Source organism: Stenotrophomonas sp. STEN033, from assembly GCF_056856655.1.
The window spans coordinates 18,998-44,857 of record NZ_JBXFWM010000007.1 but is presented as its reverse complement, the minus strand read 5'-3'; the positions used below and the strand labels follow the sequence as shown (position 1 = coordinate 44,857).

Below are 25,860 nucleotides of genomic sequence, written 5' to 3'. Positions count from 1 at the left end.
CCTCGGCTATCGTTCCATTCATGAACGCAACACACAGCGCCCTGATCGTCGATGACGAACGCGATATCCGTGAACTGCTTGTCCTCACCCTCGGGCGGATGGGTCTGCGGATAAGCACCGCCGCCAACCTGGCCGAGGCCCGGGAGCTGCTCGCCAGCAATCATTTCGACCTGTGCCTGACCGACATGCGCCTGCCCGATGGCAATGGCATCGAACTGGTCACCGAAATCACCCGCGACCACCCCTCCACCCCGGTGGCAATGATCACCGCCTTCGGCAGCATGGACCTGGCCGTGGAGGCCCTGAAAGCCGGCGCCTTCGACTTCGTCAGCAAGCCGGTGGACATCAATGTGCTGCGCGGCCTGGTCCGCCACGCCATCGAACTGAACAACGAAGCCCGTCCCAGCACCCCGCCCCCGCCGGAAAGTGCCACCCGCCTGCTCGGCAGCTCACCGGCGATGGACGAACTGCGCGCCACCATCGGCAAGGTTGCCCGCAGCCAGGCCCCGGTCTATATCCTGGGCGAATCCGGCGTCGGCAAGGAGTTGGTGGCGCGCACCATCCACGACCAGGGCGCACGCGCGGCAGGCCCCTTCATCCCGGTCAACTGCGGTGCCATCCCCAGCGAACTGATGGAAAGCGAGTTCTTCGGCCATCGCAAGGGCAGCTTCACCGGTGCCCATGCTGACAAGCCAGGGCTGTTCCAGGCTGCCAATGGCGGCACCCTGTTCCTGGACGAAGTGGCCGAGCTGCCGCTGCAGATGCAGGTCAAGCTGCTGCGCGCCATCCAGGAAAAATCGGTGCGCCCCGTTGGTGCGGCCACCGAAGTCACCGTGGATGTGCGCATCCTTTCGGCCACCCACAAGGACCTGGGCACGTTGGTGCAGGACGGCCGCTTCCGCCATGACCTGTATTACCGCATCAACGTCATCGAACTGCGGGTACCCCCGCTGCGTGAACGCCGCGGCGATCTGCCGCAACTGGCCAACACCATCCTGCAACGGCTGGCGCAATCCCAGGGCCAGAAGCCGCCGCAACTGGCAGCCTCGGCGCTTGAGGCGCTGGACGCTTATTCCTTTCCCGGCAACGTCCGCGAACTGGAGAACATCCTTGAGCGCTCCCTGGCCCTGGCGGATGGCGACCGCATCGATGCCAGCGACCTGCGCCTGCCGCAAGCGCAGAATGCCGCGCCGCGCACGGTCCCCGGCGGCGATGCACCGACTGCCGCGCCGGTCGTCCCTGTCGTGCAGGAGGCCGTGGTCGACATTGACCCCGCCAGCTCCGCCCTGCCCTCCTACATCGAACAGATGGAGCGCACAGTGATCCAGAAGGCCTTGGAAGAGAACCGCTGGAACAAGACCAAGACCGCCGCGCAACTGGGCATCACATTCCGCGCGCTGCGCTACAAGCTGAAAAAGCTGGGCATGGAGTAAGTCGGTACCCATAACCAAGGTAGAGCCGAGCCATGCTCGGCTGGCATTACCCGGAAACCCCACCGTAGAGCCGAGCCATGCTCGGCTGGGCACTACCCGAAAACCCCAACGTAGAGCCGAGCCATGCTCGGCTGGGCATTACCCGGAAACCCACTGTAGAGCCGAGCCATGCTCGGCTGGGCATTACCCGGAAACCCAATGTAGAGCCGAGCCATGCTCGGCTGCGGCTCTCCCAGAAAGGCTTCTGCCGAGCATGGCTCGGCACTACCCGGGCTTAGTCCTTGGTGACGCGGTTGATTTCGGCCAGGCTGGTGATGCCCTGCGCCGCCTTCAACAATGCTGACTGGCGCAGATCATTGATGCCGATTTTCTGCGCAGCGTCCGCAATATCCATCGCGTTGCCGCCCTGCAGGACGATAGCCGCGATGTCGTCGGTCATTGGCATCACCTGATAGATACCGGTACGGCCCTTGTAACCTTCCGTGCATTCATCACAGCCCACCGGCTCGAACAGATTGATGCCCTTGGCGATCTGCTCGGCGGTATAGCCTTCGGCCAACAGCGCATTCTCCGGCAACTGGGTCGGCCGCTTGCAGTTCGGGCACAAACGCCGCGCCAGACGCTGCGCGATCACCAGAGTCACCGACGAGGTGATGTTGTAAGGCGCGATACCCATGTTCATCAAACGTGCGATGGTTTGTGGCGCATCATTGGTATGCAGCGTGGACAGCACCATATGGCCGGTCTGCGCTGCCTTGATCGCGATTTCCGCGGTCTCGAGGTCACGGATTTCGCCGACCATGATGATGTCCGGATCCTGTCGCAGGAACGAGCGCAGCGCTGCGGCAAAGGTCATGCCGCGCTTGTTGTTCTGCTGCACCTGGTTCACGCCAGGCAGGCGGATTTCCACCGGATCCTCGGCCGTGGAAATGTTGCGGGTATCGTCATTGAGGATGCCCAGCGCGGTATACAACGACACCGTCTTACCCGAACCGGTCGGACCAGTGACCAGCACCATGCCGTACGGCTTGTGGATGGCATCCAGGAACAGCTTCTGCTGGTCGGGCTCATAGCCAAGCTTGTCGATACCCAACTTGGCCGCGCTGGCGTCAAGGATACGCAGCACGATCTTTTCGCCGAACAAGGTCGGCAAGGTACTGACACGGAAATCGATCTGTTTGCTCTTGGACAGGTTGAGCTTGATGCGACCATCCTGTGGCACGCGCTTCTCGGCGATATCCAGCTGCGCCATCACCTTCAGGCGTGCAGCGATACGTTGGTTCAGCTTCACCGGCGCCTTGGCCACACTCTTCAGCAGACCATCGATTCGAAAACGCACCCGATAATCATCTTCGTAGGGCTCGAAATGGATGTCCGAAGCGCCCTTGCGGATGGCATCCACCAGTGCCTTGTTGACGAACTTCACAACCGGCGTGTCATCACCCTTTACATCAACGCCGCTGTCACCACCACTACCCATGTCCTCATCACCGGCGGCAACGTCCAAGTCGCCCATGCCTTCACCGTCACCGCCAAGGCTGTCGCCCAGCGAATCATTACTGGCCAACCACAAGTCCAGTGTCCGGCGGATCTGATCCTCATCAACAAGAATCGGCTCCACCACCAAGTTGGTGTGGAATTTGATCTCATCCAGTGACTGGGTCGGATTGCTTGTACCGATGAACAATCTTCCGCCACGCTTGAACAGCGGCAGCACATGATGCTTACGTAACAGCTCCTCGCTGACCAGCTTCATCGCATTCTGGTTGGTATCAAACACCGACACATCCAGCAACGGCATGCCAAACTCCATCGCATTGGCAGCTGCCATATGCGCCGCGCTCACCAGCTTTTTGTCAGCCAGCCACTGTGCCAACGGCACCTTGGCGTCACTGGCCTGAGCCATAGCGGCACGGGCCACGACCTCATCCAAAGCCCCGTCTTGAACCAGACGGCGTGCGATGCCAGTGATCCCAACGAGATTGGCGGTGGCAACATTCATTTGGGCATCCCCAGAAAGCAGGCCCCAAGATTACCTCAACCCCCTATAAATCGGCAGTCTATCCACACAATGCCATCAACCCGGCTACTATGGCGGAGGGGAGAACTTCTGGTAATCAAACGTGCGTGAACTGAGCATTATCCTGCCTGCAAAAAACGAGGCCGAGGGGCTGAAACGGACCCTACCTGAATTGCGCGGTGCTTACCCGGCCGCCGAGATCATTGTGGTCGACGACGGATCAACCGACCAGACCGCGGCAATTGCCAGTGAGCACGGCGCCAGCGTGCTGAGCAGTCCGTACTCCATGGGCAATGGCGCGGCGATCAAGCGAGGCGCCCGCGCCGCCACCGGCCAGACCTTGGTGTTCATGGACGCCGATGGCCAGCACAGCGCCGGCCATATCGCGCAACTACTGGCAAAATTGGATGAGGGTTACGACATGGTCGTGGGCGCCCGTGACAGTGATGGCCAAGCCAACTTCCATCGGGGCTTGGCCAATGCCTTCTATAACAAGCTGGCCAGCCATATGACTGGTCACCGTATCGAAGACCTGACCTCCGGGTTCCGTGCAGTACGCGCCGAGCGCTTCCGCGAATTTCTGCATCTATTGCCGAACGGATTCAGTTATCCCACCACCAGCACCATGGCATTCTTCCGTAGTGCCTATCCGGTTGCCTACGTTCCAATCCCGGTTGCAAAACGAATAGGCAATGGCAGCCATATCCGGCCACTGAAGGATGGTATCCGGTTTCTGCTGATCATCTTCAAGATCGCGACGTTGTATTCGCCGATGAAATTGTTCGGGCCGGTCGCACTTAGCTTCCTTTTGATCGGGCTTGGCTATTACGGCTATACGTTCACGATCATGCACCGATTGACCAACATGAGCACACTACTTTTCAGTGCGGCCGTGATTATTTTCCTGATTGGATTGATCTCGGAACAGATCACAAACCTTACATATCGACGGGATGCGTGATACTCCACCCCTAAGCGGGGGTGCAGCTGCAGCAGACAGAAACCATCAATTTGAGGTGAAACTGTCTGTCAAGCTTCCCGACCACCTGAAACACAATCACCTCCGATCAGGAACTCCCATTCCGCTCCTCTGTTAAGGGACATATTCAGTGGCAGAGGGATTAAACCAAGGCAACGCCCGGATCCGCCCATGATAATGCAAGCCTTGCCATCGCACGGGACACGGGGACCATACGCAATCCCTTATGAGGAAGGAAGTGCAATATTGACTTCCAGCTACTTGGCGCTCGCTAGTCTGTATAACGGAATGCCCGCTGCACGATCGGATACGCAGCGCAAAGACGCTCACACATCGGGTCTGGATAGGTCTTGCGTCGGGAGCTATTGCTAATGCCCAACGCCCAAATGCCTCACCTAAATCCCTGTTGCGAGCTTACTACCACTCTGCGTCCTGGCGGCGGCCGCTATTTGCTTAGTATTCATACACATTGCCGACTCTTCAACCGCTAAATACAGCCCACCACTGCCGCCGATTCTCATATCCGCCGTTTATGCAATGCATTGCCTGCTACAACGGACCTCTTACAGATCACAGCGCATTGCAGCAGTCACACGAAAACCCTATCCGCCCCCCCCACCCGCCACTGGAGGCCGGCAACCTGTCATGAAAATCCTCGTCATACTCGGCACAAAAGCCCAGTACATCAAAATGGCACCCATCCTCAAGCAGATGGATACCTTCGACATCAACTATCGACTTGTGTACACAGGCCAACATAGCGAGACCTTCGACCTCCTTGAGAAAGCCTTCGGCACCCGCCCTGCTGATGATGTTCTGATTCCCAACTACGAGGCAAATACCAAGCTTTCCTTTGCTCACTGGACCGTTCAGTTCTGGCGCCAGACTTTTGTGCGCCTGCGGCGAAAGGAGTGGAAAGGCATGGATATCTGTCTCGTTCATGGCGACACAGCCTCGACCCTGTTCGGCGCAGTGGCGTCCCGGCTTTCCGGCGTGAAGGTGGCGCACATCGAGGCTGGCCTTCGGTCAAGCAGAATGTTCGACCCCTTCCCGGAGGAGCTGATCCGGCGCCTAGTCTCCAAGATCACCGACATCCACTTCACCCCGGACTCATTGGCCAGTGCGAATCTCGCCTCAACTAAAGGCAGCGTCGTCCAGACCAATGGAAACACGCTTCGCGACGCCCTCCTGGCCTCCCTGGCCAATACCGGAGCCGCCCTCTCAACAGTCGGCGGTGCTGGCGGATATGGAGTCGTCTCTCTCCACAGGAACGAAAACCTATCCAATGCCGACGACTTCAATCTGCTGATGCAGGCAGTGATTGATGCCGCTCGAAAACTACCTATCAAGTTCGTTCTACACCCCGCAACCCGAGCCAAAATCGAGAAGACGGGCTGGAAAACAAAGCTTCAGAACACGCCCGGATTGGAACTCATGGATCGCACTGACTACCCAGAGTTCGTCAAACTACTTGTGGGAAGCCGCCTACTGATGACTGATGGAGGAAGCAACCAAGAGGAAGCCGCAATGCTGGGCCTTCCGACTCTACTTTTAAGAAGGACAACCGAACGCGCGGATGGCCTCGGCGATACCATTGCGCTGTCGCACCTGCAACCAAAAATCATCGAGCGTTTCGTATCACAGCATGCTGAACACGAATGGACAATCAGGGAAATAGATCCTGCATCCCCCTCGAAATTGATCGTACAGACGCTGATGGAGCGATTGCATTGAAATTGCAGCGCACATGGCAAGTCGCCAAACGAGCACTCCTTTGGAGCGGTCTTGTTCTTTGTGGCTTGGCACTTTGGCGAAGCCGGATGCTATCTGGCGAGACGATAGCGCAGATGCCAGTATCTGGATGGTTATTCATATTCGTTCTTCTAGGCGCCATATGGCTACTTGCAACGGCGTCGTGGCGAACCTATTTGCGCGCCTTTGCATTGCAAGACACCCGATGGGCGACGGCAGCGCGCCAGCTCGGCCTATTGCTGATCGGGAAGTATCTCCCGGGCGGAATATTCGGATTCCTCATGCGCATCTACGACCAACCGCAGGAGCAACGCAGAAAGCTGTTCCAAGCGAGCCTCGTGGATCAGGGCAGCGGCCTGCTTCTTCCCATCTTGCTCGGTCTACTGCTGATCACCATGGCATTTCACGAAGCATGGACTGCCGCCCTGCTGCTCCCCATCCTGCCCGCGGCGACTGTCACCGCAATCATGACCATACGCACTCTGGCAGAGCATATACCCAAGATTTCTGCTCAACTCGACAACTCGCCACCGCCAAGGCGCGATCTTCTCCTCGCAACTACCCTGCAACTGATTCAGATCATCGGCTGGGCTATCTTGGCCACGTTTCTGGCGACTCAACTATATGGACTGAACATCCATGCTGCACTCGGCGTATCGGGTGCTTACCTGCTGGCCGTTTCCGGGGGGATGCTGGTCATCTTCCTACCAAGCGGTATCGGTGCGCGGGAAGCCATTCTGGTCGCAATAGCAAGCTACTGGATTGAAACCAATCAAGCAATACACCTCGCGGCGCTCCTGCGCATACTGAGCAGTGCCGTGGATGTTCTGGCAGGAACTGCCGCGTCCGCCATCAAATCCGGATGTCCCTGAATGTATAACGACAACTACAACTCCCAAAAGGATTTGCACGGCAGCGCCTATGTCGAGCATTTCAACAATGCGAGCCAGGAGCAGCGTGTCAAACAACTTGTGCAACGCGTTTCGCTTCCGCCTGACGCGAGCATTCTGGATATCGGCTGTGGAACAGGTATTCTTTCTCGCCTGCTGGAAGGCCGATATACCCAATATTCCGGAATCGACTTTTCCGAGGATATGATCAGTACCGCCCGCGACCTGACCAAAGAATTGGCCAATTGCCATTTCCATTGTGCAAATGCCATTGAATTTCTCGACGGAAAGGTAGAGCAGTTCGACGCGATATTCTTATTGGACATCTCGGAACACGTCGCCGACCGACAATGGTCGGCCATCGTCGAGGCAGCGCATCCAGCGTTGAAAGCCGATGGAAAGGTCTACCTTCACACCCCAAATCTGGATTTTTTTGTGGAGCTGCTCAAGCATCATGGCTGGATTCGCCAGTTCCCCGAACACATTGCAGTACGAAACCAAGCAGACAATTGCCACTTCTTCCATCGCGCTGGCTACACCAGCATTGAGGTCAGCAAGCTTCCCCACTACAACGTACTGCGATACCTGCATCCACTATCCAGGTTTCCCTTCATAGGAAAGCATCTCGCGGCACGCCTGTGGCTTGTTGCCAGAAAGTAGTAACTTCAAGAAACCAATCTGAAAATCCAAGCGCAACGTACAATAAGGCTAGAAACGTTTCCACGCTGCAGTTTTACCCACAAGTCGCTACCGCCCTCTCGGCTATCGCCTGAAGCAACGAGTCATCGTACCGTACCGTCCGCACAGAACGGGACGATGGAACGCGCGATCCAGAAACTGAAGGAGTCGCCTTTGCACCGGCATCGTTTAGATAAGCGACGGCATTCCACGCGAATAGCTATTGAATTGATCACAATCCAAAACGAGCAACCTCCGTACCAATAAGTTAAAGATACGGCTCCTGATCGCGGCCTATATGGCTACGTCGCTCCCATAACCTCGCATAAAACGACGAGTGAATGAATGCCCCCCCCCTTTGCACCGCGGGGCCTTCGTTCCAGCAAGAAAGCCACGCCTTCTTGCTAGGCATCGCACAGCCAAAGATCCAAGCGCCTTACCTTCCCCCAACACCGGAAGACGAAATGCGCGCATATAACCTGTCAGCAAGTTCAGGATATTGCTCCTCCCGCAGCATCTGAACCAACATGTGCAACTGTTCCGGCTTGTCCTCCCCCTGCTTCACGGCGATGTCCAATAGTTGATCTGCCAAAGCATAATCACCTCGGTACTTCACAGCATGTTCGGCCACCTGCACGTAACTGATCGGCGGCAGCGACACTTTGTTGAACATCAAAACAAAAGATTCATCGATTTCAAGATCATCGAGTTCAACCCCCTTGTCGACCCTATTCCCCAACAGTCCAAACAACGCAGAACTGGTCCCTGGCGTTATCGGCTGCTCTCGCAAACGCTGCTTCAATCGCTCCCACCAAGCATCATCCACGGGCAAACCGTGACCGGCATGCATCAGGATAAGAGACTGTTCAGCCAGTATCGTCGCCGAAGGCAGCGTGGACTCGCGCTCGAACTCCCGCTTGGCCAACGCGAAGAAAGGTGAGTCAACCGAGTCACCTGCCATCTGATAATAGATGAGTCCGAGGTCACTTGCCGCTCGAGCCGACTGCGGACTCAACGCAGTTAACTCTGTCGCCAACAAAAGACGATCCCCCCAGGTCGCGGCACGAATCACCCCAAGAGCTCCAAACCCCAACACAACGGCTATAACTGCGGCAACCTTGATAGCGGGCCCATCCCGCACCGGGATCTGCCGCAACAGCTCAGCCAGCGCCAACAGCACGCCCAGCATCGCGAAATAATTGCGATGCTCAAACACCAACTCCAGAGCAATCACGTTACTGGTAATTGCATGCGCCGCAAAGAACCAATAGATCCCAAGCGAAAATAGCGGCAAACGACGTCGAAGTGTCCAAGCCAGCACAAAAATCCCTACCAACAGCACTCCGCCGAGCAACGTACTCCAAGGCTGCAAAAGTGAACGGGAAGCTACGTAGTCGTCATAGTAGAAAGGCATCGAGCCCGGCAACGGCAACAGGATCTGCCCCAGATACATTGGCAGCACGCGCAGCTGTGTAAGCACGCGCTCCAACGCATTGAAATCACGTACTGCATAGTTTTCCTGAGCCCCGTAGCTCGGAATGACTATAACTATGAAAATCACCAAAGCGAACACGCAGCCGCTGGAATACCCCCATCGCCAGAAGCGGCGCTGCTTGAGCGACGCGCCACCGAAATGCAAGAAGGTCAACTCCAGACACAAAGTAAATAACGGAAGTAATAACGCGCTTTCTTTGCACCCCAAAGCCAACAGGAACAGCGGCAAACACATCACCAGCCAGAACCAGCCCTGCTCGCCCGCTTGTTGCGCCATCCTGCCTTTCAGATACGCCAGCAGTGCCAGCAGCACGAAACTCAAACACAGCGTCTCCATCCGCTGAACAACATACAGAACACTGGAGACTTGCAGGGGATGCACCGCCCAAAGTAGCGCCACAACCAAGGCAGCCACATTTCGATATCCTCCCCAGCCAGCCAGGCCCATCAAGCGACGACAGAGAAAATAGATCAACAATGTGTTCAACAGGTGCACCAGAAGCCCACCCAGCTTCCATCCCCATGGGTCAAGGCCGCCAAGGGAATAGTTCAAGGCAAAGCTAGCCATTGCGAGCTGCCTGCCGCCGTCCCCTGCTGCGAAGCTAGTGGCAGCGTTCCATATTGCACGCAAGTTCAATTCCGACACATGAACTTGCGGGTTATCCACCAACACCGGGAAATCATCAAACAGGAAAGTACCGCCAAGCCCAGGCCAATAAACCAGAGCCACCAGCACGAGCAAACCGAAAACTCCAGCGCCATGCAGCCACCGCGGAGAAACGCTCAAATCCCCACCCCTATCCACTTCACGGACAATCAATTCTTACTGACAACCAGCAGGCCACAACTTGGAACTGATACCTGCATCGACCTTGCACTGCCACGCAGCAGAGGCGTTACGGGCCAACTCGATAGTCTTGCCAGCGACCAACGGGCTCCCCTTGAGCGTACAGCGGATGAATCCCGTGTCACCCGAAGCCATGCTCATGTTGCATCGCGGCGTAGTGGCCGGCAGTCCGATGTCAGTTAAATCGAACGTTGTGACATTCTCCACCAGCACATGCGCCTCGAAGCCTGTCAGTCCGCCACGCACATCCGCCAGCCCTGCGACCAGCTGCGATTTCGCCACGTAATTCTGATAAGCCGGTAGCGCAATCGCAGCCAATATCGCGATGATCGCGATCACGATCATCAGCTCAATCAACGTAAAGCCCCTCTGCCCGTTCATACTCCCCCCCTTGCAGAAAAAGCCGAGTCCGAAATCAAAGAAAGGGGCGTTTCCGCCCCTTTCTCATCCACCAACACGCCCGTGATTAATTGCAGCCGGTCGGCTTGAACTTGGCGTCCACGGTCGAAGTGCAGTTCCAAGCGCCCGAACCATCACGGGTCAGCGTTACAGTCTTGGTTGCAACGCTCGGGTTGCCCTTCAGGGTACAAGCAATGGAACGCGTGCCCGAACCGTTGTAGCTACCGCTCGGGGCAATTGCGCAACGAGCAGTGCTCTGCTTCAGCCCAAGGTCGTCAAGCGTGGCAGCACCGGTCTTGCCGGACTGAACGCCTTCTTCATAAGCGGTCACGCCACCACGGATATCAGCCAGGCCAGCAGTGACCTGCGACTTGGCGACGTAGTTCTGGTAAGCCGGCAGCGCGATGGCGGCCAGGATGGCGATGATCGCAACGACGATCATCAGTTCGATCAGCGTAAAACCCTGCTGCTTCTTCATTAGGTACATCCCCTAGAGGTTTTGATAGTTGACGAGGGTGAAAGCCGCATAGGCAGACTCCCTCCCATGCGGGGTAGTGCAAAGCAGGATGCGTGCCAAGTTAAAGACGGCTCCCCAGCTCCCCCGCCATAATGATGGCAGCAACGCTGAGGAATGGAAGCCCCCGCAACTCGTTTTGCCTGCCACACCCCTTTGTGACCAAATGCGTCACTTTGTGACGCAGCTTGCATTGCGCATCTAGAACCGCGAGCTGACATCTAACCGATACGTGCCAGCCCGCAAGCAAACAGATACCATGCAGACAGATGCCCAGCCCGGGGAAGGCCTGGGCGGGGAGCCCAAATCGATGTCCGCCACTCGTAATGCTGTCAAGAATGACCCCATAGCACGCAACACCAATCAGTTGCTGTCTTTTGTCTGGGAGGGAACGGACAAACGCGGCGTGAAGATGAAGGGTGAACAACAGGCAAAGAATCTCAACATGGTTCGCGCCGAGCTGCGCAGGCAGGGGATCACCGCGACCGTTGTAAAGCCGAAGCAGAAGCCTCTGTTTGGCGCTGCCGGCTCCAGAATCACCCCGAAGGAAATCGCCTTCTTCAGTCGTCAGATGGCGACAATGATGAAGTCCGGTGTTCCGATTGTGAGCTCGCTGGAGATCATCGGCGACGGGCAGAAGAATCCGCGCATGAAGAAGATGGTCGGCCAGATCCGGGCCGACATCGAAGGCGGTTCCTCGCTTTACGAGGCCATCAGCAAGCATCCAGTGCAATTCGATGAGCTGTACCGAAACCTGGTAAAGGCCGGCGAAGGCGCGGGCGTGCTGGAGACCGTACTTGATACAGTGGCCAACTATAAAGAGAACATCGAAGCGCTGAAGGGCAAGATCAAGAAGGCGCTCTTTTACCCTGCAACAGTTGTTGCGGTAGCACTGCTCGTGAGTTCCATCTTGCTGGTATGGGTGGTTCCACAATTCGAGGACGTCTTCAAGGGGTTCGGCGCTGAACTTCCCGCATTCACCCAGATGATCGTCGCCCTCTCACGATTCATGGTCGCATGGTGGTGGCTCATCTTGATCGTGATAATTGGCTCAGTCCTTGGTTTCCTGTTTGCCTACAAGCGCTCCCCCGCTATGCAGCACACGATGGACAAGCTGATCCTGAAAGTGCCCGTGATCGGCCAGATCATGCACAACAGCTCCATTGCACGCTTCGCCCGCACCACCGGCGTCACGTTCAAGGCCGGCGTGCCACTGGTGGAGGCACTCGGCATTGTTGCTGGCGCTACCGGCAACAGCGTCTATGAGAAAGCGGTTCTGCGCATGCGCGACGACGTAGCCGTTGGCTACCCGGTCAACATGGCAATGAAACAGGTCAACCTGTTTCCGCACATGGTCATTCAGATGACGGCCATCGGTGAAGAAGCCGGCGCGCTTGACGCCATGCTGTTCAAGGTGGCGGAGTACTACGAGCAGGAAGTCAACAACGCGGTCGACGCGCTGAGCAGCCTGCTTGAACCTATGATCATGGTCTTCATCGGCACCATCGTAGGCGGCATGGTCATCGGCATGTACCTACCGATCTTCAAACTTGCATCGGTTGTTGGATAACTAAAAGCATGGCATTTCTCGACCAGCATCCCGGCCTCGGCTACCCCGCCGCGGCCGGACTGGGACTGCTGATCGGCAGCTTCCTCAACGTGGTGATCCTGCGCTTGCCCAAGCGTATGGAGTGGCAGTGGAAACGCGATGCGCGCGAGATCCTCGAGCAGCCGGATATCTATGAGCCGCCGCCGCCGGGCATCGTGGTGGAGCCGTCGCACTGCCCGCACTGCAAGCACAAGCTGAGCTGGTACGAGAACATCCCGCTGTTCAGCTGGCTGATCCAGCGCGGCAAGTGCCGGCATTGCCAGGCACCGATTTCCATCCAATACCCGATCGTGGAACTGGTTACCGCCTTGATGGTGCTGGCCAGCGTCTGGCAGTTCGGGTTTGGTTGGCAGGGCTTTGGCGCCATCGTGCTGAGCTGCTTCCTGGTCGCCCTGTCGGGTATCGACCTGCGCACCCAATTGTTACCTGATCAGCTCACCCTGCCCTTGATGTGGCTGGGCCTGATCGGCAGCATGGACAATCTCTACATGCCGGCCAAGCCTGCATTGATTGGCGCCGCAGTCGGCTATTTGTCGCTGTGGACGGTCTGGTGGCTGTTCAAGCAGATCACCGGCAAGGAAGGCATGGGCCACGGCGATTTCAAGTTGCTGGCGGCACTGGGCGCCTGGTGCGGACTCAAGGGCATTCTGCCGATCATCCTGCTGTCCTCGCTGGTCGGCGCCATCATCGGCTCGATCTGGCTGTATTCGCGGGGGCGCGACCGCGCCACGCCCATTCCGTTCGGTCCCTATCTGGCCATCGCCGGCTGGCTGGTCTTCATGTGGGGCGACCAGATGATAGGCGGCTACATGCGGCTGGCAGGGCTACAGCAATAAGGCAGCACACGCGACAATGGCCCTTCATGGGCCATTGTTGTATCGGAGTCATCGCATGAGCAGCTTCATCGTCGGACTGACCGGCGGCATCGCCTCGGGCAAGAGTGAAGTCAGCCGGCGCTTCGAGGCGCTGGGCATTGCCGTGGCTGATGCGGATGTAGCAGCGCGCGAGGTTGTCGCGATTGGCAGCCCCGGCCTTGCAGCGATTGCCGAGCTGTTCGGCGCCGATGTTCTGCAGGCCGATGGCAGCCTGGACCGGGCCTACTTGCGCCAACGCGTGTTCGCCAACCCCGATGAACGCCGCGCACTGGAAGCCATCACCCATCCCGCAATCCGCGCGCGCGTGCGCAGCCTCTGCGAGGCGGCACCCAGTCCCTATGCGATTGCCGCCATTCCACTCCTGACTGAAGCCGGCGGGCGTTCGACCTACCCCTGGCTGCAGCGCATTCTGGTGGTGGACACCCCCGAGGAGGTGCAACATGCGCGCCTGCTCAGCCGCGACAGCATCGATGCCGCGCTGGCCGAGCGCATGATCCAGGCCCAGGCCAGCCGCACGCAGCGCTTGGCATTGGCTGACGATGTGATCATCAATGACGGTCACCCGGATGCGCTGCAGGTGCATATCGAAGCACTGGATGCACGTTATCGGGAGCTTGCTGGGTTGCTGGCTTGACTGCTGCCTTCAACAGCGCGCGGAGAGCACCCTCACCCCAACCGCTCTCCCGCCAGCGGGAGAGGGGCTAAAAACGGGCAATCCGGCGCCATCCAGCCTCCCCGGCTCACCGCCTTTCGCGCCGATCGCAGCTTCTGATTCGTGCGCAGAGCGCCACCCCACCCTAGCCCCTCTCCCGCTGGCGGGAAAGGGGCCAAACAGCGGGCAATCTGACGCAATCCAGTCTCCGTCAACCCGCCACCTGCCGCCCGGCTGTGCAGCTATACGGCTATACGGCTATACGGCTATACGGCTATACGGCTGTATGGCTATACGGCTCTATACGGCCATACGGCTGTAGCGTGCCGATCGAAGCCTCTGATTGCAGCTCAAGGCTGCTCGGGGGCGAATGTCAGCGTCGCGATCACGCCGCGCTCTTCGCCCGGACGGATATCCACCTGCCAGCCGTACAACGCGCACAGACGGCTGACAATGGACAAGCCGATACCGCCACCCTGCGAATGTCCTGCATGGGTACCACGATAGCCACGCTGGAACAGGCTGGCAGCATCCTTCTCGCTTAGTCCCGGACCGTTATCGATAACTTCGACGGCGTTCGCGCCAACCCTCACCAGCACCCTGCCTTCCTGCGAATACTTCACCGCGTTACCGATCAGGTTGCCCAAGGCAACGGACAGCGCGGACTCCGGAGCATCGATCACCAGTTCACGCGACCCGTCGAGCACCAGCTCCAGGGGCTTGCCGCCGAGCTGGGCGCGGTGTGATTCCAATAACTGCTCGGCAACGCGCGCAACATTGCTACTGCCCTGTGCACGCTCATTGCGCGACAACAACAACAGCGAACCGATCAAGTCGCTGCATTGCTGTTCGGCGCGCTGGATGCGCTGCAAGCGCTGTAACACCTTGTCATCAAGGTTGGGGCGCGTCAGCAACAACTCGGTAGCGCCACGGATCACCGCCAGCGGAGTGCGCAACTCATGACTGACGTCGGCATTGAACTCGCGGTCACGCTGGACCACTTCGGTCAGACGTGCCGAATAGTCATCAAGCGCCTCGGCCAGCTGCCCCACCTCATCATCGGGAAAACGCGGGGCAAGCGGCTCGGGATGCGTATTGCCACCGCGATAGGCACGCAGGCGCGCCGCCAGATCGGACACAGGCCGCATCACCCTTGAGGCAGACCACCAGCCCAGCACCCAGGACAGCAAACTGAAGATGATCACCGACAGAAACAGCGCGCGGTTGAGCTGCTGCTCGCCACGAAGCGCCTGCCCCATGTCATAGGCAATGAAGAACCAGGCGTCCGGCGTCTTGCGTACACCGACCTTGTAGGAGAACGGCTTGCCTTCGGCGTCCTCACCACTGATGTTGTGGATACCGTCCTGCAAGCCCTCCCATTCTGGATAGTCACGGCGTAGACCATCAAGCTTGTCCGGGCGGAACAGGAACGCACGCATCTGCTGCACCGGCGCGACAACGTCGGTGCCACCGCTGCGCATATAGCTCTGCCAGGAGGCATCGAGGTTGCGATTCATCACATCCTCTACCAACTGGTTTTCCACGCGCATCCGTGCCCAATTCGTCGCGAATGCGAACAACGTGGTCAGGCAGAAGCCCAACAACACGAAGGAGAGGATGATGCGGCTGCGCAGACGCCGGCGGTAGCGTCCGCGCCTGCGCACGATCTCAGGCAGGGCTGTTTCAGGCATCGGGTGCGGAGATACGGTAACCAATGCCGTGGCGGGTCTGGATCATCGGCACTTCAAAAGGCTTGTCCACCACAGCACGCAGGCCATGGATGTGCACGCGCAGCGAATCCGAATCCGGCAGCTCCTCGCCCCACACGCGGGTCTCCAGTTCCTGCCGGGTAACCACCGCCGGCGAAGCCTCCATCAAGGCCTGCAGGATCTTCAACGCGGTCGGGTTGAGCTGCAGCAGCTTGCCTTGGCGACGCACTTCCAGGGTGTCCAGGTTGTATTCCAGATCCCCCACTTCCAGCACGCGGGTGTGGGCACCCTTGCCACGGCGTGACAGTGCATTGAGCCGTACTTCCACTTCCTGCAGCGCGAATGGCTTGATCAGGTAGTCATCGGCGCCGGAATCAAAGCCGGCCAGCTTGTTGTCCAGCGAGTCGCGCGCGGTCAACATCAACACCGGTGTCTGCTTGCGCGCGTCATTGCGCAGCTTGCGGCAGACTTCGATGCCATCCATACCCGGCAGGTTGAGATCCAGCACGATCGCATCGAACTCATGCACCACAGCCAGGTGCAGGCCGGTCACGCCATCGGCGGCGAAATCGACCGTATGCCCACGATCCTCGAGGTAGTCACCAAGGTTGGCTGCGATATCGCTGTTGTCTTCGATTACAAGAATGCGCACGTGGGCGATTACCTTCGTATTTGGAAATAGCAAGCAGACTCGGTCTGCTTGCCAAGAATTACACCACAGGCTTTGTTAATGCCTTCCTAGCACTGCGTTCCGCGAGGATTACCGCACAGCATCTTTATTGTTGATGATGATCTTGCCATCCTGGGCAAAACGAACGTGCTGTTCGGACTCACGCCGCATGCGGTCGCGTTCTGCAACGGTGAGGCAGCTTGTGGTCGGCATCTGCGAACCCACCCGCTTTTCACGCTTGCAGATCAGGCGACTGTCCTCGCGAGCCTTGGTCAGGATGCCATTTACCAGCTCCTGATCGTTGAATACCGCAACCTTCTTCTCCGCTGGCAAGGCATCCGCCGTACCCGCACCGATGGCCTGGGACATGCGCTCCAGTGCTTCAAGCACGCGACCTCGGTCTGCCGAGGAAATCTCGCTGTACACCTCATTGCCCTGCAGGTCCCCGCGCACCTTCTGCTGCTGCACCTGGAAGGGGATGGATGCCTGCAACGGCGGCTCGGCGGGTTTTGCCACAACCACGGCCGGAGCCAACAGCACTACCAACAACAGACCACGCAGCATAGCGGACCCTCTCCTTAGGAATGGGCTCACTCTAGCGCTGTGTGAAGATCACAACAACTGCCAGATGCAAACGAAAATCCAGACAAAACAAGGCCCCGGCGGAACCCGCCAGGGCCTTAAAAATTCCCGATCACCGGACCCACTGAGGAGGGCTGGGCACAGTGGAAACAGGCTAGGGCCAGCCGGATTAAAGGCTTGTTAAAACCATGCAAAGAAATTGCATCCCTTGCTTCAGCGCTTGAGGCTGGTCACGTATTCGATCATGCGCCCGGCAATATCGTCGCCCGAGACCCCCTCGATACCCTCCAGGCCCGGTGTGGAATTGACCTCCAACACCAAGGGACCGCGCTTGGAGCGGATCAGATCGACACCGGCGATGCCCAGCCCGAGCGCCTTGGCCGAACGCACCGCCACCTGCTGCTCGGCCTTGCTGCAGACCACACGCTCAGCGCTGCCGCCGGCGTGAAGATTGGAACGGAAATCCCCGTCCTGCGCCTGCCGACGCATGGTCGCCACCACCTGGTCCCCTACCACCAGGCAGCGCAGGTCCGCTCCCTGGGCCTCGGCGATGAACTCCTGCACCAGAAAGTTGGCATACAGGCCACGCAAGGCCTCGACGGTTCCCTTGGACGCGCTGAGCTTCTCGGTGAGGATCACCCCCCTGCCCTGCGTGCCTTCACTGAGTTTGACCACATGCGGTGGCGGCCCCAGCATGGACAGCAGGTCGTCGGTGTCGTCGGGGTTGTCGCCGAATACCGTCACCGGCATGTCGATACCCTTGGCCGCCAGCAACTGGTGCGCACGCAGCTTGTCGCGGGCGCGCAGGATCGCGTCGGACGGATTGGGGGTGCGCGCGCCCATCATTTCGAACTGGCGCAGCACAGCAGTGCCGTAACGGGTGATGGAGGCCCCGATCCGCGGGATCACCACGTCCACCCCGGTCAGCGCCTTGCCCTTGTAGTGCATGCCAAAGCCGCTGGAGGTTATCCGCATATAGCAGCGCAACGGATCGAGAATGCGCACGGTATGACCGCGGGCACGTGCAGCTTCGACCAATCGACGGGTCGAATAGAGCTTGGTATTACGGGAGAGGATGGCCAGTTTCATCGCGGCGGGATCGGACAGTAGGCGCGCAGCATATCGCGGCCTTGGTCGATCCGGATGATCTGAAATGGGGACTTCGCAACGGCGTGAAAGCCTGCCTTTTTGCCCCTTGCCAATCGCCGGGGAGTGGAGCGGGCGAAGGGAATCGAACCCTCGTCAGTAGCTTGGGAAGCTACAGCTCTACCATTGAGCTACGCCCGCTTTGGCGAGGGTGAAGTCTATGCGTGACGCTGTGACAAAGCAACGGCCGGCCCTGCGGCACTTGCTTCGGGTCGATGCAGCAGGTTGAGTCCTGCTTTCCCGGCCGTTGGCGCTCAGCAGGGGCGTAAAACCCGGTACCACGCGCATCCAGGAAATCCCGTCGCGCAAACAAAAAGAGGCGATGCCGCTGACGCGGCACCGCCTCCCACACACAACAGCTAACTACTTGCTACTACTTCCCACGGCAGTTCAGAAGCTGCCGCCAAAGCTGGCGAACACGGTGGCATCACGCGCGGACTTCTGCATCGTGGTGGTGCTCAGGCCGATGTTGCTGTCCAGCCCCCACAACTTCAGACGGGCCCCCAGAACGGCGGTGGCGTAGTTGCGATCAAACTCCAGCCCCGGCACCTTGTACATGCCAACGTCAGCCAAGGTCTGCAGCCAGGCGCTGGCCTGCTTGCCGTCCTCGAACTCATGGTCATAAGTGACCTGCACATACGGCTTCAGGCCATCGCCATCAAAGCGGGCCTGCCAGCCAATGCGGCCAACGGTCGAATCCAGATCCTGGTCACCGTAGCCAAACGCGGTGGCACTGGCGTTGCTTTCAACGTAGCCATCCAGCTTCACCTTCTGCCAGACCACGCCAGCCACCGGACCGTGACGGAAGCCCCCCGCCTGGCCGAACTCGTAACCGGCATTGATCGCGGCGGTCAGGTTGCTGCCGTCCGGCGAGCCCTTGTGCTCACGGGTGGCCGGGCCAAGCTGCACCTTGCGGGTCACGTCATACCCCAACCAGCTGTAGCTCAGCTGGCCGTTGACCCACGCGCGATCGCCATACCAGCCGGCGAACAGGCCCAGGGTGGTGTCATCCTGGGTGAAGTCACCCTTGTTGTTGCCGAAGTCGGCATCCATGCGGCCGTAGCCGGCGAAGCCACCGAGCACCATGCCGTCACGCGACCAATCCACGCCAAACAGACCCGCCGGTGCCAATCCATCGTACAGGTCGGCATGGTCGTAACGCTGCATGTCGCCGCGCACATTGCCCCACCAGCTCAGGCCATCGGCCGGACGCGAGCCCAGGTGCGCACCGACCTGATCGGCGCGGGCACGACCGGTGGTCTGCGCCGAATGACTCAGTATCTGCTGCAGGCGCGGCGCTTCCAGCACCGAAATAGCGTATTGGCCAAGTATCTGGTGCGCCGCCGTGGTCGGATGCACGCCGTCGGCGAACACATAGGTGTTGTTGGCATTCGGTGCAACCAGGCTCAGCGGCGAGCAGGTCACTGACGAGGCCGAGGTGCAGGCCATGTTGCTGACATTGGTGAAGCCATAGGCGCCCGGGTTGCCGACGATTTCCTGCAGGATGGTGAACGTATCCACCGGGATCACCTGCAGGCCAGCCTGCTTCAGGCCGCCGAACAGCGCGTCGTTGTAGCCCTTGGCCAATGCCGTGCCCTGTGCCATGCCGGCCGCACCACCCGCCCGCGCCATCGGGGTCAAGCCGATATCCGGCAGGTTCGGCACCATCACGTACTCGGCTCCAGCGGCCTTCAACGCACCAACGATGCCCACCTGCTCGGTTACCGCGGCACCGATGACGGCCGGCGCCTGGGTCGGGCTGGTTACGGTGAACAGATCGTTTGCGCCACCCCACACCGTGTAGAGCGCATTGGCATCCGCCTTGCCGCCATTGGCCGCCAGATACGCGGTCATCTGCGACTTCATCGACGGGGTCGGGCCCAGCAAACCGACTTCATCCACACCCACACGGGCGCCGCCAACAGCGTAGTTGTCGCCGGTCTGGCCGTTGCCATTGGGGCTGGCGTTGGTGCCGTACTGGTCGGCGATGTAGTCCGCCCATACCCAACCCGGGTTGGTGGTGAAACGCCCCACCAGGGAAGCATTGGGATCCAGCTTCACCAGCACAGGACGGAAGTAGCCGGTGTCGGTCAGGCTGTCACCGAAGAATACCGTCTTGGAGTAAGGCGACTGCGCCATGGCCGGCACCGCGGCCAGGGCAATGGCAACGGCCATGGCGGCGCGCAGCGGGCGAAGGGAAAGAGACATGTTCAACTCCTGGGTGGGGAAGCGGCAGACATACGCTGCCGCACGTTGTTATGTTTTCATTACCGCGTAAGACACACACGCTGCGCCGCCGCAAACTGTCCGTCGGCTGGGCTTTTTCCGCCGCGCTGGCGAGAATGGCGGCATGAATATCCATCTGAATGGCGAACCACGCCAACTACAGCCCGCCTTGCGCCTGATCGAACTGTTGGCTGCCGAAGGGCTGGCCGAGCGCCGCGTCGCGGTCGAGATAAACGGCGAGATCATTCCACGCAGCCAGCATGCGGACCACGCGCTGCAGGACGGTGACGTGGTGGAGATCGTGCATGCGCTTGGCGGCGGCTGAGGCACCGCAGCAAGGTAGTGCCGAGCCATGCTCGGCAGAGGCTTTCCCAGCAGTGCTTGCAGGAATGACATCAGCCGCGAAACTCGCGTTAGCAAGGGACTCAAAAGCCAACCCCTCCCCAGCCCTCCCCTTGCCTGCGGCAAAGGGAGGGGGCTACAGCGGCGCGCATGGAGAGCACAGCCTAGCTGCATTGGGGCATTACCGATGATTCTCTTTGCCGAGCATGGCTCGGCACTACGGGCATGGTTGAGCCTTTGCCGAGCATGGCTCGGCACTACCGGTCGGCGGGATGGGTGATAATTCGGGCATGAATGCACATGTCCCCCCTGATTCGCTGGTCATCGCCGGCAAAACCTATTCCTCCCGACTGCTGACCGGCACCGGCAAGTTCAAGGATCTGGAAGAAACCCGCCTGGCCACCGAAGCCGCTGGCGCCCAGATCGTCACCGTGGCCATCCGCCGCACCAATATCGGCCAGAACCCGGGCGAGCCCAACCTGCTGGACGTGCTGCCGCCGGACCGCTACGCCATCCTGCCCAATACCGCCGGCTGCTACACCGCCGAGGACGCGGTGCGTACCTGCCGCCTGGCCCGTGAGCTGCTGGACGGCCACAACCTGACCAAGCTGGAAGTACTGGGCGACCAGAAGACCCTGTACCCGGACGTGATGGCCACCCTCAAGGCCGCCGAACAGCTGGTCAAGGACGGCTTCGACGTCATGGTCTACACCTCGGACGACCCGATCCTGGCCAAGCGCCTGGAAGAGATCGGCTGCGCTGCGGTGATGCCGCTGGCCGCGCCGATTGGTTCCGGCCTGGGCATCCAGAACAAGTACAACCTGATCGAGATCATCGAGAACGCCAAGGTGCCGATCATCGTCGATGCCGGCGTTGGCACCGCTTCGGACGCGGCCATCGCGATGGAGCTGGGCTGCGATGGCGTGCTGATGAACACCGCCATTGCCGGCGCCCGCAACCCGGTGTTGATGGCCAGTGCCATGCGCAAGGCGGTGGAAGCCGGGCGCGAGGCCTTCCTGGCTGGGCGCATCCCGCGCAAGCGCTATGCCAGCGCCTCCTCCCCGGTAGATGGGCTGATCAGCTGATGACCAATCCCTTTGACAGTGCAGGCGCCAAGGCGCCGCCCAAGCCCTTCACCGTGACCGAAGGCCGCCGCGAGATCCGCAGCTTCGTGCTGCGCCAGGGCCGCTTCACCCCGGCCCAGCAGCGCGCCTTCGACGAGCGCTGGCCGCGTTTCGGCATCGATTTCAACGGCGAACCGCGCGACCTGCAGGCCACCTTCGGCCGCAACGCGCCCAAGGTGCTGGAAATCGGCTTTGGCAATGGCGCAGCCCTGCGTTATGCCGCGCAGTTCGATACCAGCAAGGACTACATCGGCATCGAGGTGCACGCACCGGGCGTGGGCCGCCTGCTCAATGCGCTGGCCGATGACGCCGCCGACAACGTCAAGCTCTACCACCACGACGCAGTCGAGGTGCTGGAGAAGGAAATCACCGACGGCGCATTGGACGAAGTGCGCATCTACTTCCCCGATCCCTGGCACAAGAAGCGCCACAACAAGCGCCGCCTGGTGCAACCGGCATTCGCTGAATTGCTGGTGCGCAAGCTGCGCCCGGGCGGCCGCCTGCACTGCGCCACCGACTGGGAGGACTACGCCGAGCAGATGTGGGACGTGCTCGATGCCACCCCTGGCCTGGTCAACCGTGCCGGCCCGCGTGGCGCAGTGCCGCGTCCGGATTGGCGTCCGCAGACCCACTTCGAAACCCGCGGCCAGAAACTCGGCCACGGCGTCTGGGACCTGCTTTACGACAAGCCAGACGCCAGCGACGCTGGCTGAGAACCGAGGGCGTGATGACCGCAGCAAGCCACAAGCCGCTTGATCCACACGCTGGCCATGCAGCGTTGATGGCAGACTGCGCCGTCGTCCCGCCCCTGTTTTCCTTTTCCAGACACCTGCCCTGATGGATACCGCGCTGACGCTCACCACCGATATGAAGCTCGTGCTCGGGCTGGTGGGCTTCACGATGGCGATGTTCCTGTTCGAGCGCATCCGCGCCGACGTGGTGGCGCTGGTGGTGATGGTGGTGCTGGGCGTCACCGGCCTGATCGCGCCGGAAGAAATCTTCGGCGGCTTTTCCGGTAACGCGGTAATGAGCATCATCGCCACCACCATCCTCGGCGCCGGCCTGGACCGCACTGGTGCGCTGAACCGGCTTGCCGGCTGGTTGCTGCGGCGCTCGCATGGGCTGGAAAAACGCCTGTTGCTGCTGACCACCGCCACCGCCGGCTTGAACTCTTCGTTCATGCAGAACCCGTCGGTGATGGCGCTGTACCTGCCAGTCGCCTCGCGCCTGGCCTCGCGTACCGCACTCACCTTGAAGCGCCAGCTGCTGCCGATCTCGGCCGCCATCGTGATGGGTGGCGCGCTGACCATGGTCGGCAACTCACCGCTGATCCTGCTCAACGACTTGCTGGTTTCGGCCAACAACAACCTGCCCTCCGGCACCGCCACCATCGAACCGCTGCGCATGTTCGCACCGCTGCCGATTGGTATCGCGCTGCTGATCGCGTCACTGGCCTACTTCCGCTTCTACGGCAGCCGCAAGCTGCAGGAAGAGGAAACCGAGAGCGAGGACGGCCAGGCACCGGCCCGCACCGAGAGCTATTTCGCCAAGGCCTATGGCATCGAGGGCGATGTCTTCGAGCTGCTGGTCACCGCCGAAAGCCCGCTGGTCGGCATGACCGTCGGCGAGGCCGAGAACCTGTTCGACGCACCGATGCTGCTGGCCCTGAAGACCGGCGATGACACCCGCCTGTCGCCGCCGGCGGACATGCGCATCTGGGTGGGCAGCGTGATCGGGGCGATGGGCCCGCGCCAGCAGGTATCGGATTTCGCGCAGAACCAGTTCCTGCGCATGTCCTCGCGGCTGAAGCAGCTGGGCGACCTGTTCAACCCTGCCCGCGCCGGCATTTCCGAGGCGGTGGTGCCACCCACCTCCAAGGTCATCGGCAAGACTGCCGGCGAACTGCGCCTGCGCAAGGAACGCGGCATCAGCCTGCTGGCGATCAACCGCGACAAGCAGGTGATCCGCGAGGACGTGCGCAACACGCCGCTGCGTGCCGGTGACATGCTGGTCTTCCACAGCATCTGGCAGGACCTCGCCGCCGCTGCCGGCAGCCGCGACTTCGTGGTGGTCACCGACTACCCCAAGGGTGAGCAGCGCCCGCACAAGTTCAAGATCGCCATGGCGATCTTCGCCATCACCATCATCATCGCACTCACCTCGCACCTGCCGGTCGCCCTCACCCTGCTGACCGGCGTGGCCGGCATGCTGCTGACCGGGGTGCTGCGCATGGACGAGGCCTACGCCGCGATCAACTGGAAGACCATCTTCATGATGGCCGGGCTGATCCCGCTGGGCTGGGCCATGGACAGCAGTGGTGCGGCGGCCTGGATCGCCGGCCATACCATCGACAAACTGCCCACCGGCATCCCGGTCTGGGTGCTGGAAATCGCATTGGCGTTGCTGACCACCGCGTTCTCGCTGGTGATCAGCCATGTTGGCGCGACCATCGTGATGGTGCCGATCGCAGTCAACCTGGCACTGGCCGCCGGCGGCAACCCCACCGCGTTCGCGCTGATCGTGGCCTTGTCGGCCTCCAACAACCTGATGACCGCCTCCAACCCGGTGATCTCGATGGCGATGGGCCCGGCCAAATACACCCCGCGCGAGATGTGGCGGGTGGGCGGACCGCTGTCACTGCTCTACACGGTGATCGTGGTGCTGATGATCAACATCATGTTCTGAGCAGGCGCGGCAGGGGCGTGCTGGGGCGGCGAAACCCGTGACCTTGCCGGTCGTATTCTGCGCAACTACCAGCCGCGATCTGGCGAGTGCAGGCGGCGGTCTGCCATCCACCTTTATCGGCTTCGCGGCTTACGCCGCTCCCACATCGGGGTTGTGGGCCCGGCCTCAGCCGAGCAGCACCTTTCCGTCCTGTACCCGCACCGGCACCGCGCGCAGCGAGTCGCCCTTGCACGGCCCGGCGACGCATATGCCACCGTCAAGCTCGAACGAGGCACCGTGCACGGCACAGACCAGATGCCCTTCGCGGCTCTTCAGGAACTGGCCCGGCGCCCAGTCCAGCGCGCGCCCGGCATGCGGGCAGACGTTCAACCAGGACCGGACCTGATCGCCATCGCGGTACAGCACCAGGGTTTCGGCATCGCCATCGATCACGGCCACGACCGCATGGAAACCCTGGTCCGGCACTGCGGCCAGCGGGCAAAGTTCGATTCCGGAAGCGATGGCACTGGACATTGGAACACCAATACAAGAGAGCCCCTCATTGTCGCACGCGACTTCGTTGCCCAAGACGAAGCTGACTCAACCCCTTGTCGCCACCGCCTATTCAGAATGAAATTAACGACAACTTCACGCAACTGACCCCTCCGCCCCTGATACTCCGTCCCAGACTCAACGTCATCGAACTTTCATGAATATCCGTTACGTCCAATTTGCCAAGCTTCGCAACCTGTTCGAGCCGCGCAAACCGCGTAATCCGCTGGTGCGGATCGCCTTGGGGCTGCTGGGTATCGCCATTCTGGCGGTACTGGTGGTGGGCGGTGTGTTCATCGGCGCAGCCATGATACTGGGCGGTATCACCTGGAAACTGCTGGCGTCGCGCAAGGCCCGCAGCGTGCGCAAAGCCGACCCGACGGTCGTCGATGCCGAGTACCACGTCGTCCGCAAGGCAGCCTTGCCGCAAGCACGCTAACGCGTATATGTAGTGCCGAGCCATGCTCGGCAGAAGCTCTCCCGGCAATGCCCCAGCCGAGCATGGCTCGGCTCTACCGCACGGCGAAGCGCCTTACCCCTCCCCAGCCCTCCCCTTCGCTGCACGAAAGGGAGGGAGCGATCTTGTAGTGCCGAGCCATGCTCGGCAGAAGCTTTCCCGGTAAGGCACCTGCCGAGCATGGCTCGGCTCTACAGACGCGGCCTGCGTCCGCTAGACTTCTGCGTCGTTTCACCTGGACGCAAC

23 protein-coding genes and 1 tRNA gene are annotated in these 25,860 nt (G+C 60.3%); 13 read left to right on the top strand and 11 right to left on the bottom strand.

Annotated elements, in window-relative coordinates:
• Positions 1-20 precede the first annotated feature (20 nt).
• Complete coding sequence (locus tag AC1VXC_RS04310) at positions 21-1,433, top strand: sigma-54-dependent transcriptional regulator (RefSeq protein ID WP_481538023.1); 1,413 nt, start codon at positions 21-23, stop codon at positions 1,431-1,433.
• A 274-nt stretch (positions 1,434-1,707) separates the two neighbouring features.
• Here AC1VXC_RS04310 and pilB read toward each other — a convergent pair whose 3' ends face one another.
• Positions 1,708-3,435: a type IV-A pilus assembly ATPase PilB gene (gene pilB, locus AC1VXC_RS04305; protein WP_481538022.1), complete on the bottom strand. Its 1,728-nt coding sequence runs from the start codon at positions 3,433-3,435 to the stop codon at positions 1,708-1,710.
• 121 nt (positions 3,436-3,556) lie between these two features.
• On the opposite strand from pilB, the gene AC1VXC_RS04300 reads away from it, so the two are divergent.
• The 4 genes from AC1VXC_RS04300 to AC1VXC_RS04285 all read left to right on the top strand — a co-directional run bounded on the left by AC1VXC_RS04300 (position 3,557) and on the right by AC1VXC_RS04285 (position 7,734).
• Entirely contained in the window at positions 3,557-4,414 is an 858-nt protein-coding gene (locus tag AC1VXC_RS04300) for a glycosyltransferase family 2 protein (protein WP_481538021.1), read from the top strand.
• 663 nt (positions 4,415-5,077) lie between these two features.
• Positions 5,078-6,166 carry a UDP-N-acetylglucosamine 2-epimerase gene (locus tag AC1VXC_RS04295; protein WP_481538020.1) on the top strand — a complete coding sequence of 363 codons (1,089 nt, stop codon included), beginning with the start codon at positions 5,078-5,080 and terminating at the stop codon, positions 6,164-6,166.
• A complete protein-coding gene (locus AC1VXC_RS04290) occupies positions 6,091-7,056 on the top strand; it encodes a lysylphosphatidylglycerol synthase domain-containing protein (protein ID WP_481538019.1) in 966 nt (321 codons plus the stop codon). Before AC1VXC_RS04295 ends, AC1VXC_RS04290 begins: the two co-directional genes overlap by 76 nt.
• Positions 7,057-7,734, top strand: coding sequence for a class I SAM-dependent methyltransferase (locus tag AC1VXC_RS04285; protein WP_481538018.1), 678 nt, complete (start codon positions 7,057-7,059; stop codon positions 7,732-7,734).
• A 454-nt stretch (positions 7,735-8,188) separates the two neighbouring features.
• On the opposite strand, the gene AC1VXC_RS04280 is transcribed toward AC1VXC_RS04285, so the two are convergent.
• The 3 genes from AC1VXC_RS04280 to AC1VXC_RS04270 all read right to left on the bottom strand — a co-directional run bounded on the left by AC1VXC_RS04280 (position 8,189) and on the right by AC1VXC_RS04270 (position 10,970).
• Positions 8,189-9,988 carry a hypothetical protein gene (locus tag AC1VXC_RS04280; RefSeq protein ID WP_481538017.1) on the bottom strand — a complete coding sequence of 600 codons (1,800 nt, stop codon included), beginning with the start codon at positions 9,986-9,988 and terminating at the stop codon, positions 8,189-8,191.
• An 81-nt stretch (positions 9,989-10,069) separates the two neighbouring features.
• Positions 10,070-10,474, bottom strand: coding sequence for a pilin (locus AC1VXC_RS04275; protein WP_481538016.1), 405 nt, complete (start codon positions 10,472-10,474; stop codon positions 10,070-10,072).
• A gap of 85 nt (positions 10,475-10,559) precedes the next feature.
• Positions 10,560-10,970, bottom strand: coding sequence for a pilin (locus AC1VXC_RS04270; RefSeq protein ID WP_481538015.1), 411 nt, complete (start codon positions 10,968-10,970; stop codon positions 10,560-10,562).
• A 346-nt stretch (positions 10,971-11,316) separates the two neighbouring features.
• On the opposite strand from AC1VXC_RS04270, the gene AC1VXC_RS04265 reads away from it, so the two are divergent.
• From AC1VXC_RS04265 to coaE, 3 genes are read left to right on the top strand one after another with little or no spacing between them, the layout of a single operon-like run.
• Complete coding sequence (locus AC1VXC_RS04265) at positions 11,317-12,576, top strand: type II secretion system F family protein (protein ID WP_481538047.1); 1,260 nt, start codon at positions 11,317-11,319, stop codon at positions 12,574-12,576.
• Between the two features lie 8 nt (positions 12,577-12,584).
• Positions 12,585-13,451, top strand: coding sequence for a prepilin peptidase (locus tag AC1VXC_RS04260; RefSeq protein ID WP_313174493.1), 867 nt, complete (start codon positions 12,585-12,587; stop codon positions 13,449-13,451).
• 55 nt (positions 13,452-13,506) lie between these two features.
• Complete coding sequence (gene coaE, locus AC1VXC_RS04255) at positions 13,507-14,124, top strand: dephospho-CoA kinase (RefSeq protein ID WP_313494512.1); 618 nt, start codon at positions 13,507-13,509, stop codon at positions 14,122-14,124.
• 368 nt (positions 14,125-14,492) lie between these two features.
• Here the strand turns inward: coaE and AC1VXC_RS04250 are convergent, their stop codons facing one another.
• From AC1VXC_RS04250 to AC1VXC_RS04225, 6 genes are all read right to left on the bottom strand, one after another.
• Positions 14,493-15,833, bottom strand: a complete 1,341-nt coding sequence (locus tag AC1VXC_RS04250) for a sensor histidine kinase (protein WP_481527667.1) — start codon at positions 15,831-15,833, stop codon at positions 14,493-14,495.
• Positions 15,826-16,503: a response regulator transcription factor gene (locus AC1VXC_RS04245; RefSeq protein WP_057629745.1), complete on the bottom strand. Its 678-nt coding sequence runs from the start codon at positions 16,501-16,503 to the stop codon at positions 15,826-15,828. Before AC1VXC_RS04245 ends, AC1VXC_RS04250 begins: the two co-directional genes overlap by 8 nt.
• A 108-nt stretch (positions 16,504-16,611) precedes the next feature.
• Positions 16,612-17,085 carry a hypothetical protein gene (locus AC1VXC_RS04240; RefSeq protein ID WP_313174488.1) on the bottom strand — a complete coding sequence of 158 codons (474 nt, stop codon included), beginning with the start codon at positions 17,083-17,085 and terminating at the stop codon, positions 16,612-16,614.
• 231 nt (positions 17,086-17,316) lie between these two features.
• Complete coding sequence (gene rimK, locus AC1VXC_RS04235) at positions 17,317-18,192, bottom strand: 30S ribosomal protein S6--L-glutamate ligase (protein WP_313174487.1); 876 nt, start codon at positions 18,190-18,192, stop codon at positions 17,317-17,319.
• 124 nt (positions 18,193-18,316) lie between these two features.
• Positions 18,317-18,390, bottom strand: a tRNA-Gly gene (locus AC1VXC_RS04230).
• Between the two features lie 249 nt (positions 18,391-18,639).
• Positions 18,640-20,424, bottom strand: a complete 1,785-nt coding sequence (locus AC1VXC_RS04225; RefSeq protein WP_313494518.1) for an autotransporter outer membrane beta-barrel domain-containing protein — start codon at positions 20,422-20,424, stop codon at positions 18,640-18,642.
• A 175-nt stretch (positions 20,425-20,599) separates the two neighbouring features.
• On the opposite strand from AC1VXC_RS04225, the gene thiS reads away from it, so the two are divergent.
• The 4 genes from thiS (at position 20,600) to AC1VXC_RS04205 (ending at position 24,626) form a co-directional block, all read left to right on the top strand.
• Positions 20,600-20,800: a sulfur carrier protein ThiS gene (gene thiS, locus AC1VXC_RS04220; protein ID WP_313174485.1), complete on the top strand. Its 201-nt coding sequence runs from the start codon at positions 20,600-20,602 to the stop codon at positions 20,798-20,800.
• 307 nt (positions 20,801-21,107) lie between these two features.
• Positions 21,108-21,902, top strand: a complete 795-nt coding sequence (locus AC1VXC_RS04215) for a thiazole synthase (RefSeq protein ID WP_313272511.1) — start codon at positions 21,108-21,110, stop codon at positions 21,900-21,902.
• Positions 21,902-22,654 (top strand): tRNA (guanosine(46)-N7)-methyltransferase TrmB, encoded by a 753-nt coding sequence (gene trmB, locus AC1VXC_RS04210; RefSeq protein WP_313174483.1) that lies wholly within the window; start codon positions 21,902-21,904, stop codon positions 22,652-22,654. The genes AC1VXC_RS04215 and trmB overlap by 1 nt, the downstream gene beginning before the upstream one ends.
• 124 nt (positions 22,655-22,778) lie before the next feature.
• Positions 22,779-24,626: an SLC13 family permease gene (locus AC1VXC_RS04205; protein ID WP_293715705.1), complete on the top strand. Its 1,848-nt coding sequence runs from the start codon at positions 22,779-22,781 to the stop codon at positions 24,624-24,626.
• Between the two features lie 165 nt (positions 24,627-24,791).
• On the opposite strand, the gene AC1VXC_RS04200 is transcribed toward AC1VXC_RS04205, so the two are convergent.
• Positions 24,792-25,139: a Rieske (2Fe-2S) protein gene (locus AC1VXC_RS04200; RefSeq protein ID WP_313174481.1), complete on the bottom strand. Its 348-nt coding sequence runs from the start codon at positions 25,137-25,139 to the stop codon at positions 24,792-24,794.
• Positions 25,140-25,314: 175 nt separating this feature from the next.
• Between AC1VXC_RS04200 and AC1VXC_RS04195 the strand changes: the two genes are divergently transcribed.
• A complete protein-coding gene (locus AC1VXC_RS04195; RefSeq protein WP_313174480.1) occupies positions 25,315-25,596 on the top strand; it encodes a hypothetical protein in 282 nt (93 codons plus the stop codon).
• Positions 25,597-25,860: the final 264 nt, after the last annotated feature.